Annotated in this window: 6 protein-coding genes; all 6 read right to left on the reverse strand. The window is 36.7% G+C overall.

The window, feature by feature from the left end; translation table 11 throughout:
* Positions 1-1,175: hypothetical protein (locus T367_RS22475; protein WP_035844189.1), on the reverse strand; the 1,175-nt coding region annotated here is incomplete at its 3' end.
* Positions 1,176-1,462: 287 nt separating this feature from the next.
* Positions 1,463-6,676, reverse strand: a complete 5,214-nt coding sequence (locus T367_RS0114285) for a PKD domain-containing protein (RefSeq protein WP_027420464.1) — start codon at positions 6,674-6,676, stop codon at positions 1,463-1,465.
* Between the two features lie 37 nt (positions 6,677-6,713).
* Positions 6,714-7,064 carry a hypothetical protein gene (locus tag T367_RS0114290; protein ID WP_027420465.1) on the reverse strand — a complete coding sequence of 117 codons (351 nt, stop codon included), beginning with the start codon at positions 7,062-7,064 and terminating at the stop codon, positions 6,714-6,716.
* Between the two features lie 590 nt (positions 7,065-7,654).
* A complete protein-coding gene (locus tag T367_RS22480) occupies positions 7,655-8,212 on the reverse strand; it encodes a DUF7935 family protein (RefSeq protein WP_051568566.1) in 558 nt (185 codons plus the stop codon).
* Positions 8,213-8,299: 87 nt separating this feature from the next.
* The gene (locus tag T367_RS0114300; protein ID WP_027420466.1) at positions 8,300-10,450 is read right to left on the reverse strand and encodes a WD40/YVTN/BNR-like repeat-containing protein; all 2,151 of its coding nucleotides are present in this window, start codon (positions 10,448-10,450) and stop codon (positions 8,300-8,302) included.
* A gap of 94 nt (positions 10,451-10,544) precedes the next feature.
* Complete coding sequence (locus T367_RS0114305; protein ID WP_084274438.1) at positions 10,545-14,114, reverse strand: lectin-like domain-containing protein; 3,570 nt, start codon at positions 14,112-14,114, stop codon at positions 10,545-10,547.
* Positions 14,115-14,186: the final 72 nt, after the last annotated feature.

A 14,186-nucleotide genomic window follows, 5' to 3' on the forward strand; every position in this document is an offset into this window, starting at 1 on the left:
CCGTCACCAAAACGCCATTCCCATTCAGTGATCACGCCAGGGGGATCAATATTGGTTAGGTCGTTAAATTGGACAGGGTTAATAATACATCCTCCAGTACTGCCATCTTCAGAAGAAACGCCATCAGCAATAAATTCGAAATTTATTAAGGGCAACGGTGATACGATCAAATCAACAGTCGCAGTATTTGAACAGCCAAAGGCGTCTGTTCCTGTTACTGTATAAGTTATTGTTCCAGCTGATAATGGTTCAAACACAACACCATCTGTGACTCCCATATCCCAGACATAAGTATCAGCACCACCGCCAGTAAAAATTGCGGTTTCACCTAAGCAAATAACATCTTCATTAACCGATGCCGTTACATCAGGATCATGCACATTAATAATAACAGAAAACTCACAATCATCTTCATTATCACTTGTAGCAGTGTAAGTAGTTGCCCCAACAGGCGGTACAAAAGCAACTCCGTCAATCACTCCTCCATCCCAAATTATAATTCCTCCATTTTCTGAGCTAGCTTCCAGTGTCACCTCATCTCCTATACAAACATCAGTGCTTGAAACTGTTGTTGTAAGTGCGTCACATTCTTCATCCACAACATCATCACTAAACGAAATGTTCCAAAAATTACCATTAGATATCGCCGTTTCATATTCAAATTTCATTGGCATACTTACCGCCGTTGCAACAAAAGATAATGATTCTAATGACCAACTATTATCGAGACCACCAGAGAAAGGAAATAAAAACTCATCCACGCCTACAGTAACTTTCAATGTACCATCGTATAGCGCTGGGGGACCACCAGCATTAGACCTCATTTCTGCCATATAAAAACTCATTGAATACGGAACACCAACTGTTAAATCTGTAATTGTAGTTCCAACAACTTCGCTATAAAACCCTGTTACCCATACCAGATGCCCATTTGGAGGATCAACTGGTGAATCCTCCCAAGGATATGCAGCCCATCCGGCCCAAAAATCTTTATTAGAAATATCTGTCGATCCGACTAAAACTGTCCATCCTAAAGGAGCTACGGCATCATCAACTGGTGATGAATTAGTTGGTAATACAGTCTGACTAAACGATTCATAATTCCCTATAAGGAACATAAAAGCGATGAGTAGAATAAAATTTAATCGAAATAATTTATTAGAGAATAAATCCATAATCTGGTCTATTTATTTATAAAACGCATGTTTTTGCGCAATAGTTGCGTAAGACCTCAACTATAATGTATAATAATAATGGTTAAGGGAAGTCAATTTTTTCAATAGGTAAATAACCGTCGTAAAGTTCAAACTAAAAAAATCCCCCACTTCTATTTTACAAGAAATGAGGGACTACCATTTAACTTAAATTCATATCAGAAAATCAATAAATGTTCGAAATTTTATATTGCAAGATATTAGTTCCGTTACCAAACATTGTTTAAAATTTAAGTCGTTTTAGAGGATTATTTTAAGACTGTTAGATGTCCTTCGGCATAATGTCTTTTATCACTCATCGTTTCACCGAATTCCATTTTCCAAATATAAACGCCGTCATCTACAAGACCTTTATGTCCATAAGTACCATCCCAACCAAATTCAGCATCATGCGTTTCAAAAACGATTTCTCCCCAACGGTTGTAGATATATAGACTATAATCAAAAACATCTAATCCGGATACAAACACTGGGTAAAATTGATCGTTATAACTACTACCGTCCGGCGTAAAAGCATTCGGAACAAAGTATAGAATACGCTCTTTAATATTTAGAATTTGTTCAGATGAATCTCTACAACCATTATCAGATTTTGCAATTAAACGAATTCTAAAATTCGAGTTTCCATATTCAGGATACTGATGTTCTGGTTCTGCTTCAGTGTTCATTGCAGTACCGTCACCAAAACTCCATTCGTAAGAAGTTGCTCTAGCAGATGTATTTATAAATTGAACTTTTGTATCACCTGACACTACTTCATCTGGCGTATAATAGAATCCTGCGACTGGTGTCGCGTCAACACTAATAAATCCGTCGTAAGTTTCAGAATTAGAACAACCATCTTCAGAGATAACAGTGATGTCAAGATCAAACAAACCTGAATTAATAAAAGTATGAGATCCAGATGCGCCTGAACCAGACGCTCCATCACCATAATGCCATTCATAACTTGCAGCATCAGTCAAGGCTATAAAATTAACCGTTAATGGTGCACAACCAATTGGATTATCTGCAATGATCTCAATTTCGGGAAGTGCTAAAACAGTCACCGTAACACTATCAGTGCTTGAGCAACCTTCAGCATTCGTTCCAGTCACGATATAAGTATTGGTCATTGAAGGATTAAACGAAACACCATCTACAATACCCGATGTCCAATCATAACGTCCTCCAGCAGCAATTCCTGCACCACTAAGACGCAACGCATCTCCTAAACAGATTTCCTTATCAGAAGGTGCTGAAACAAATGGCAATGGATTTACAATTACCGTTACCTCATCTGTATTTGAACAACCAAAGACATCTGTAGCAGACAATACGTAGTTAGCTGTTGAGATTGGAGCAAATTCTACTCTATCTTCAACAAAACCAGACCATTCATAAACACCATCTACACCAGCTCCATAACCACTTAAAGTTACAAGTTCTCCATAACAAATTGTTCGATCTGGACCTGCTACAACCATTGGTAAATCTCTCACCATAACCTCTAAATTATCGGAGTTTACACAGCCATTAATGTCCGTTCCAATCACTGTATATAAATTAGAATATTCAGGTCTAAAAGTAATTCCATCCGCTATTCCGCCATCCCATTCATAAGTTCCTCCAACACCAACACCTGATGCTGACAAAATGATATCATCAGCATAACATATCGCTGTATCTTCTCCGGCATTAATTATAGGTAAAGGATTCACAATAATATGTACACTGTCACTAGCATAACATTCGTTTTCATCCATACCAGTTAAATAATACCATGCGGTTTCCGCAGGAACGAAAGTGTCGCCATCAATAAAACCATCTTCCCATTCGTAAACACCATCCACACCAGCACCCTCTCCGGCTAATGTAACCTCATCTCCATCACAAATTTCAGTATCTACACCAGCAATAATTACTGGATTTTCATAGATATAGATTAAAAGCTCATCAGAGTTTTCACAGCCATTTATATCGGTTCCAATTACAGTCAAAACATCTGTCTCTATTGGGAAATGCATTTCACCATCTATTAGACCACCTTCCCATGAATAAAATCCACCAACACCAGCACCAGAAGCTTCTAATAATGTTGAATCTCCATAACAAATAGCGCGATCGTCACCTGCAGAAATAACTGGAAGATAATTTACAATCACTGAAACACTGTCAATTGATGAACACCCATTTGCATCAGTACCAACCATATGATACATTCCTGTTATAATAGGTGTAAAAGGAATTCCATCAACGCCTCCACGATCCCAATCATAAACTGCTCCAATTCCTGCTCCATCACCAGCCAAAGTTACTAGATCACCAACACAAATTTCTCTATCAGGACCTGCTTCAACAACAGGTAAAGTATTTACGACAACCTCAACTTCATCTGTCGACTTACAGCCATTCATATCCGTACCTGTAACAACATACATTGCAGTTTCAATTGGCGAGAATGGTTCCGAATCAACGACATCTAGATCCCAAATATATTCAGCTCCTGGACCGGCACCTGAACCTGAAAGGACTAATTCATCTCCGATACAAATAGCATCGTCTTCACCTGCATAGACTATTGGCAAATCAACCATTGAAATAACCACCTCATCGACATCAGAACATCCATTAATATCAGTACCTCTTACAGTATAAGTATCCGTAATTACTGGATAAAACGGTACCGCATCAACGATACCTCTATCCCAAGTATATACACCTCCAACCCCTGCTCCTGAACCTGCTAATGTTGCAGCTCCATCAACGCAAGCAATATCATCTTCGCCTGCAAATATTATTGGTAACGGATTAACAATTACAGACATCACATCCGTATTTTCACAACCTGCAGCATCTGTTCCAATAACGGCATATTCTGTTGTTTCAATTGGACTAACTGGTAACCCATCAATTGCTCCACCATCCCATTCATAAAAACCACCGATTCCTGCACCTGTTCCTGCTAATACAACGTCGTCTCCAGTACAAATTGGCAAATCTGGTCCAGCATCAATTATTGGCAGTGCCAAAGCTGTTACTAAAACCTCATCAACATTCTCACAACCATGCTCATCTCTACCAGTTAAGGTATAAATATTAGTTTCTGTCACTTCAAATGGCACGCCATCTATTACACCTCTGTCCCAAAAATATACGCCTTCAGCTCCTGCTCCATCACCTTCTAACGAAACTGTTTCTCCAGTACAAACTTCAAGATCATCACCGGCATTTATAATGGGGTTATCACGAATTAGAATAGTTATAGTTGCTTCATCTGGTGGACATAGCGCAAATAATAAGCTGCCTACTTGATATGTAAAAGTGTAAGTTCCAGCATCCCATGCATCTATTGTTGCAATACCTGTTAATAAATCAACTTCTGGCATGTCCATATCATTTATCCAAACTCCACCAGCATCTCCGGCAAGAACATAATCATTCAAATCAATTGATGTTCCTGGAGAATTACACAATTGCACATTATTATCATCGCCTGCATTAGGAGAATCCAAAACAGTAATTAAGAAAGTTGCAACATCTGGTAAACAAGGGGATAAACCAACGACTGTATACTCAAATGTATAAACACCCGTAGGCAAATCGCTTGCGTCAAATTCACCCGTTGCATCATCAAACTGACCACTGGCTGTTGTTTCAACCCAAGTACCTGTAGCATTGTTGCCAAATAATAAGTCGTCTAAATCAATAATACTGCCGGCAGTATTACATAATGTTTCTGCTCCGTCTGCACCTGCAATCGGTTCTAAATTAACCGTGATGACCATTAAAGCAGAGTCATTCGAACATTCTCCTATACCTTCAACTAAGTATTTAAAATCATAAATTCCAGGTTCGACACCTTCTGCATTAAAGATGCCAGTTAGCGGATTCAATGCTCCAGATAAAACGTCTGAAGTTTCAGTCCAAATACCACCTAAAACACCACCTTCTATAAGCGTATTAACATCACATAAAGATCCTAAACTATTACATAAAGTTAAAGCACTATCCAAACCTGCATTTGCACCTCCACCAAAATCTATTATAATTGGCTCAACATCGTAACAAAACGTAATTGTATCATACATCAAAATATAGACGTCATCATCAAAACCAATCGAATCTTCCATCCAAATTCCTTCAACCTGATCAACTGAATCAGGAATTACACCGTAAAATTGAATTTTTATATCATCGGATCCTTCAAGGTTAGAGATATCTAAATCATCGAGACTAAATTTATCACAAATCAAACCCACGTCTTCCACAGCTATTTCTGGTGCAGGAGTTACTTCAACAATTATCGTTTTTTCAATTGGAGAAGATAAACAAAGCGCCAGTGGCGTTCCTACAACTGTATATTCTGTTGTAACAAGAGGATTAGCTTCCGTTAATGGTCCGTCTATTAAAGTTAAACCATCAGCAGGTCCCCAAACCCAAGCATAAGCATCAACATCAGGACCTGAAATTGATAATTCTACAGATTCACCAGGACATATATAAGCAGTATCTACGACAGGATCACAAGCGTTAATTTCGCCAACTGTACCGTCATATTCAAATAAATATAAACTTGACAACGCTGCATCAATTTGATCAGCATCTAAAATTATAGTAAACATAAATGTTTCTTCAGCACCAACTGGTAGATCATCTATTTTATAAGCTAAAGAAATTGCCCTATCTGCGAAAATAGAAGCACCTACTGTTCCTACCAAGCCACCAACACCATTCCAAATATTAGAGGCATCACGATTAGCAAAACCACCATAAGAAACACGAAAATTAGCACCTAACGCACCGAATCCAATATACGAATCCCAAGGTGCAGTTTGCGTTGCTGTTACTAGCGCTGTTTCACATCCAGGTTCAGGCTGAGAAACAACAGTATTTGTTGTACCATATCCTGCTCCTAAAGTAATGTTATTGTCGGGATCTACATTTCTATAATAATAAACATCTGTCAAATCATCTTCACCATTATTCGTCAACGTAATCTCTGTAGTATAATACAATTCTGTTGTCACTAGGCGATAAACAATTTTCATATCTACACCGTCAACCCTACCGTCCCATTGAACCGTAATACAATCACCTGTTCGATCGTAATCAGTTATAGAACCAGGGATTTGCTCTAGTACTCCTGAAGCATTATTAGAATAATTGCTACCACCGAACTCTAGACCAAATCCATTTTCTGGGGTGCCAGGAGTAAAAAAATCTCCATCATAATTAATCCACCCGTCCAATTGTGGATTGGCAACAAAACCAAAATATACCGGAGAACCTGCTCCAATATTTGATCTGTTATTAGAGCCAAGTAATCTAGGAGCTCCTTCGTGACCTGCGTCATTTATTCCTATTTCGACATTGTCGCCGATAAGGTATGCACTTGCTCCAATTAACTGAGCATTTACATGACAATTAAAGAGTACTATGGCCGAGAGCAATAGAAATCTTTTGAGTTGTGTAATTTTCATGATTATAAGTTTTGGGTTAAGGAAAATCATTTTTTAATTAAAATCCACATAAGGTGGCGAGATAGGCGTTCCACCAAACCACATCATAACGTGCCGGTGTGCGATCACTATGTACTTGTAGAATCACAATTTCTTCGTTTAGATTCACATTGTACGTTAGAAAGTTATTAGCGATGAATCCAAAATGATCATTCGCTAATTTTTCACTTTCAAAAGCAAAAGCTGCAATATCAATTTTATAAAAATTGACTAAATCATGATCTGTGTCAAGGGTTACACAATCATCTAATGTAATTGTTGCATTCAATGTATCTGGTAGATCTTGGGCTTCAATAAAATTCGGAATTATCAGAACGAATCCGAATAAGAGGATTTTAATATTTTTCATTGGGTTAGTTTTTTGTTGGTTTCTTTAGTAATCTACCCAAATTCAATCTTCAAAATAATGCAGTCTATCTCCTACTCTCGTGTTTTCATTACACACAAGTCATTTAAATAAATTGACTGCAAACACTACATTTATTTGAAGGTTTGTTTATCAAAATTGAAAAATAAAAGTGTTAGAATTAGGGGGTATAATTCCCATTCGTTCTCTGACGATTTTTTTTCAATACAATAATTTCTTTTGAATTTTGGTATTAACTTTTACAGTTAAAATTGATCTTTCACAGTGTCGTTTTTCTTCATAAGTCTATAATTTATTTTTAGAAAATTAAATCATTGTTTTTGGGTTAATGATATGACTTCTTACGGTCATTTTTTCTTATTGTTACGTTCTAATTTAGTCATTTATTTTTAAACACCAAAGTCCAAGATTAGTTACCCCCCTCTCAAAAGGCATATAACAGTCGTAATAAAAAAATCTAACTTGTATAAAATAAAGCACTTATGATTCGTAATATCGCTTTTAAAAAGAAATAAAAAAATCTGAAAATTAATCTAAAAAACACGGTTTTTTAACATTGAATTGTTGAAAACCTACCCGTTCAACGAAGTATTTAATTCCTTTTTTAGGAAATTAATTGCGGAATCTGTAGGTTGATTTTTTAGCTGTGCAGTCAATTCAAAAATGGCTTGACACAAATCATTTCCTACTGCATCTGGCTCTAATTTAGTTGCTGCAATATTGATAATTTTTAAAACCTCTTCTTTACTATTTTGAACCATTGACCACGCTTCTGCAGAGATAAAAATCTGTTGCGCTAAATTATGCTCATATTCTTGACGCACATTTTGTAGAAACTCTTGTTGCAATGCTCTTGCAGGCAAACCTGGTTTATTTAAACGCATTACTAGATTATTTGGAGCGATCCTTTCTAAAAACAATACCATTCGCTGATAAGCGTCTACCTGCAATGGAAAAAAGTGATGTTTTATTTTATTTTCAGCAGGTTGCTTAGATTTGGCCTGTATCATAGCGATATTGTTTCGTTCATGTTGAATTTGGCCCCACTTATTAACGAAATAATATACCGCTGCAAATATTATTAATGCCGGTAATATGACAGTAGCGAGTTGAAATAGATAGATTAACATATATAAATAAGATTATTTTCTTTTAATTAGAATTCAATAGTAGATAAAAGTAACAATTGCGTTTTAAGATTTAACAAATAAATTGATTTAATATAATTTGTATTGCCAAATTCCTCTTCCGAAATATCCGACTGTCAACACCTCATGTTCTTTATTATAAATTAGACCTCCGACTTTACAATGAGGAAGATTATCGCCTAATTTAGTCCATGACCTTTTACCTGATAACATTTTTTTTTCAGCGAAATAAACACCTCTTCTTGTGGCAAAGAAAATTTGACCTCCATTTTTATCCGAAACGATTAAATTATACCCTCCTGTATTTGAATTAGGGATGTTTTTAGTGATGTCTTTACTTGATTTTAATTTATCCCCCTTATACTTAAGCAAATAAATCATTCTCTTATCATTCCAACCAACTACTTCTCCATTATACCCCGCTCCATAGGCTATAAAATTGACATTATCCTTTTTAGGATGGCGATCAACATCTGCGACCCAATTATTCTCTGGATGCTCTATTTCGATCCAAGAGTTTAAAATCTCTTCTTTAGAAACATTTACATTGGGACATTTAAATAAGCGGTGTTTGGTCAGTGCATTTCCTGCTTCGTCTTTTGTAAAATGTAAAACGTATGCAATCAATTCGTCAGGATAATATTCTGAAAAAAAGATGCGATATACTTTATATGACTCTAACTTGTGCGACGATTTAAAATCTGATAAAACATCAACTGACTCAGCGTTATGCGGTGATAAAGATCTACAAATATTTATATTTCCTTTATTAAAGTCATTCGTTTCTTTAAAATTAAAGTATACAATATCATTGTTTTGAGGATCTAATGCCGCATCTAATTCCCACCCTGAATTTTGGACTTTATATAAGCGATGCAAGTTTATTTTGGTTCTTCCCGAATCGACAGAAAAGTGCAACCCTCCTGAAGTGTATTGATTTGAGGTATAAAGAATTGCAGGATTCTCAGGATGAATCAAGTTCTTTAAGCCATCACCACCATTAACAGTTCGCCAAAAGTAATTTCCATCTTTATTAAAATCTGCACGCAGTGAACTACCGTCATGATAAGTTCCTATAGCGATGTGCTCAGGGTCCATAGCAGAAACGGACATCCCACAAATTTCAGCGATCCCAATACCTTTACTTTTACTTTCCCATGATTCACCTTGGTCTTCCGAAATATATACTCCGCCGTGCGTACATAGATATACCTTAGATGTGTCAAATGGATCAAATTCGATATACTCAATATCTACGTGATGATCGCGACTTAGCGTCATCATACGTTTAGTCTCGAAATTATACTTTTTCATATAGATTCCGTTTCCAACATAAATATAATTTGGATTATGCCTGGGTACATTAAAATTATTGCCGTCACCAAAAGTATTTCTTTGCCCTCTTACAAAAAGTTTAAGACTATCTTCTTTTATGACATATTCATGAATTTCACCGGATCTTTCTTTATAGCTAAATAATAACAAAAGATTATCTCCACGCAGTGTCATTGTCATTTTTGAAATTGTCCATTCAAGTTCATCAATATGCTTTAAAGAAGTTTGATCCAAATAATTTTCTTGATCAATTTTAGTTAAATACCACTTACCTTTAAATTCATTGGAAATATACATATACCCAAAAATAAAATCCATATCAAAAACATTTCCTTGAACATTTGGTAACTTTTCCCAGTAAATATTTCGCGCATTACAATTCTTAGTATAAAAAACACCGCTTGAGGTTAAAATGTACAATTTGTCAGGATCAGTAGGATGGAATCTCGTGCTATAAATTTTTAAGTAGGGATCATATTCGCCTGTTCGATTTGAGAATACTCTATTCCATGTTGCGCCTTTATCAAAGGTTCGAAATAGACCTCCATGATCTTTTGAATAACCAGGAGAACTTCCATGCGGATCATGATGAGATACAGCAAACCAAGTATCGCCATTTACGGGGTGAAAATCAGCCCAAACACACCCAGAATAATTCCATTTATCACTACCTGAATTCTTCCAGTTTTCTCCACCATCAGTCGAATAAAAAAGTCCTCCTGAAAGTGATCCAGCCAAAAGGTATCCTTCTACATGTTTATTCACTCTAATGAATTCAACCGGCCCAATACCTGCTGCACTAGACTCGTATTTGGTATCTGGCTTTTTATAAGGACCAAGCTCTTCCCAAGACTTATTAAGATTATAGGATTGTCCTATGGACAAACAAGGTATTAAAATGAATAAAAGAGAGCATACGAAGCCTTTGAAATTGAAGATATTCATGGAATAAAAATAGATAATTTAAATCGAAGTTACACTACTTCAGTAATGTAAAATGTCCTATTTTTTGATGTTTTTTATCCGTTTTATTCTCACGAAAAGTAATTTCCCAAATGTACACGTCATCTTGCGCTATTACACCATCATAAGTTCCATTCCATCCATAATTATAATCGTATGATACGAATAATAACTCTCCCCATCTATTAAATATTTGTAATTTATAATCATTCGGATAGAACCCTGGTAAAACAACAGGTTTAAATTCTGAATTAAAACCATTCCCGTCAGGTGTAAAAGCATTAGGAATATAGAATTGTAATACTTCTTCAAGGAGAATTGGTTTCGTGATCGTATCTTCACAACCAAAATCACTTATTGCGATTAGTCTTATATTATAATTCGCGTTACCAACTTCAAGATATTCATGACTTGGATTTTCGAGCAGGCTACCAGCTCTATCTCCAAAAGTCCAGATATAAGACGTAGCACCTTCTGATAAATTTTCAAATTCAACTTCACGATTAAACAAATTAGGTTCCTCTGGATTAAAGTCAAAATCAGCTTTTGGCATCTCCCAAACACAAACCAGATCCGTATAACTTGCATCAAGCTTACAACCATTAACTGTAGTAATATCCACCGCAACATCATAGCAATCGGGTTCTGTAAAAGTTGTCGTAAAATTAGTGCCAATTCCTGTTGTGCCATCACCAATAGTCCATGCCGTATTTGCCATAAGTGCTGGCTCTGTTAAATTACTAAAAGTAACCGTTAAGTCTTCACAACCTTCGTACTTATCGGCCACGATTGAAACAACAGGTATTGGATACATCGTGAATTTTGTTGTACTTGACGCCGTATTCTCACAACCAGTACTTACTTCTAAAGTATAAGTAATAGTTAACATAGGATTTAGTGTGTGAACAGGACCAATTAGTGTAGTTGCATCTAAGTTATTCGACCATGAATACGTAATAGGATTTGGACCGCCTCCAACAGCTTCGCCAAACAAATTCACTTCATCCCCTGGACAAATTGACCTGTCAGGCCCCGTAATAACCGACAAAGGCGTATACTGAGCAACGTCAACTTCTTCAATAGATGAAACACAGGTATTCGCATCAATCACCTGTAATCTGTGCACACCAATCACATCAGTAATTAAACATGCATCTACCGCAACTCTTCCATCCCATTCATAACTATACGGCATCGTACCTCCAGTAACCGTTGGACATAAGTTAGCCATTCCTCCTAAACAAATAGTTGTATCAAGACCCAAAGTCATATTTAATAATGTTGGTTCCATTATTTCAACCTCCATCGTTGCTTCACAATCATTTTCATCTTTCACGACTATTGTATAATTGTCACTTGTTAAACCGTCAAAAACTGGAGATAATTGGAATGGCCCACCTTCAAGACTATAAGTATAAGTACCTGTTCCGCCTATTGCTTCAATTTCAATTTCACCATCTGAAAAACCATTACAAGAAACATCTGTAATAACAACATTATCTATTTCCAATAAATCAGGTTCAACAACGATTAGTGCTAGTTCTTCAATACATAAATTATCATCTCGAATTTGCGTTGGGTACAGTCCTGGAGACAAATCTGTAAACACCCCTGATAGCTGAAAATCCATTCCCGCATTAACACTATATTCGATTGTGCCAACACCACCTGAACCTGTCAATTCTATTTGTCCGTCCAAATCACCAAAACACGTCACTTGTGTTACACTAAAAGGATCGATAACAAGCGGCGTAGGCTCTGTTAAAACCACCGTACTATCGGCTGAGCAGCCGTCAGCATCAAAAATCACAATATCATAAGTACCACTAGCCAAGTCAGGGAACGAATTCGTCGGTCCAAAAGCAGCACCTCCATCAATACTATACGAATATGGTGCTAATCCACCAGAAGCGAATACCTCTATCGCTCCACTTGCATCATTAAAACAAGATAAATCAGTTGCAGTTATCGCATCAATTTCAACATCACTAAGGTCTTCAACTTCTACCTCAGCAAAAATTCGACAACCAACATCATCCGTTACGACAATATCATAAACATCACCAGGTAAAAAATCAAAGAAATTACTCGCTTGAGTCGTCACCCCCCCATCAATACTATATTCAAAAGGCCCAACTCCATCCCTTATTCGAATTAAAATTGAACCATCGTTGGCAGGAACACAACTTTCAGCCGTAACCACAACTCCAATAAAACGAAATGGAGAATCTAATCTTACTATTCCATCAGTTCTAACTTCACACCCGTTTCCATCAGTTACCACTATACGGTAGGTCCCATTTAATAAATCTGTAAATTCATTATCCGCTTGAAAAGTCACGCCATTATCAATACTATATGAATACGGCAAGGTACCACCTGAAACTGTTATAGTCATGCTTCCATTGCTCATTCCACAACTTGCATTAGTAGTTGTTACATCTGTAATTTCAAGTAAGTCTGGCTCAACTATTGTAACAGTTGCAGATCCTGGACACCCAGTAGCGTCTAATACTTCGACAGTGTATGTATTAGGGGGTAAATCAGTTATATCTGCAGTTATATCTGCCAATGGTGTATCCCAAACATAAGAATAAGGTCCAAGTCCTGTAAGTGGATCAGCAAGAGCGGTTCCATCGTCATCGCCAAAACAAGTCACATCTGTTTTCGTTATATCGATATCTAAAGGATCAAGCACTTCAATATCTAGCGTTGCTGTCGATTCACATCCTGAAATATCCGTTACAGTTAATTCGACCGTATAAATCCCAACCGCATCAAAAACATGTATTGGGTTTTGTTCGATCGATGTAGTTAAATCGTCAAAATCCCAACTATAACTAATTATTTCAATATCATCATAATTTAATTCACTCGATGATAAATCCGTAAATTCAACTGGCTGACCGACACAGACCGTTTCCAAGTCCGCAGAAAAATCAGCTGTACGATACATACAAACAGTTTGGGTATTAAAAACACCACCTGTTCCACCTGTCATTCCGAAAAACACATCCGGAACGCCTCCAAAATGAGCTGCTACTAAATCTTCAGTATGCGTAAAAATAATCGTACCATCCAACGAAACAACAAAGTCTAAAGTAACTGGATCCCAGGTGATATTTAATAAATGATAAGTGTCATCTTCGATATTTGCGATAGCAAAAGGTCCCTCAAGGTTATGCTCTACATCCCCACCAGAACTCATTCCTATATGATCATCTGAGATATCAGAAGCAACTGTTGGAGAACTATTCCACGTATCAATTTCTACCGCGATTGAATTTAAAATTCCTTCGTAACCTAAGCCATACCCTAAAGTTCCAGTACCTGTTCCGGCTTGTCGCATTGAGAACGTCATTCCATCTGCACCCCAAACATCATCCGCTCCTAGGTTCACCTCAAAAGTAAAATCAAAAGGATTGGAAAGATCTATTGTAGTTGGACTCCAAACAGAACCTCCCTGAGCAGCTGCATCAGTTAATTCAAAACAATCACAGTCACCAGTTGTACTTCCGCTAGTCACCATTTGCGCGGACAAAACCTGACAAATAAATAAAAACACGAATGTTATTCTAAGATACATGTATTTGTTTGACGTTTAGACAACTCTAACGTTGCTTATAAAAAATAAATTTATAGCTTACAAATATAAGAA

Origin of the sequence: Crocinitomix catalasitica ATCC 23190, assembly GCF_000621625.1 — a bacterium.
GTDB classification, from domain to species: domain Bacteria; phylum Bacteroidota; class Bacteroidia; order Flavobacteriales_D; family Crocinitomicaceae; genus Crocinitomix; species Crocinitomix catalasitica.

Bases quoted from the DNA above. Each gene is read 5' to 3' on its own strand.
- T367_RS22480 (WP_051568566.1), bottom strand. From the start codon at position 8,212: ATGTTAATCTATCTATTTCAACTCGCTACTGTCATATTACCGGCATTA.
- T367_RS0114285 (WP_027420464.1), bottom strand. From the start codon at position 6,676: ATGAAAATTACACAACTCAAAAGATTTCTATTGCTCTCGGCCATAGTA.
- T367_RS0114290 (WP_027420465.1), bottom strand. From the start codon at position 7,064: ATGAAAAATATTAAAATCCTCTTATTCGGATTCGTTCTGATAATTCCG.
- T367_RS0114305 (WP_084274438.1), bottom strand. From the start codon at position 14,114: ATGTATCTTAGAATAACATTCGTGTTTTTATTTATTTGTCAGGTTTTG.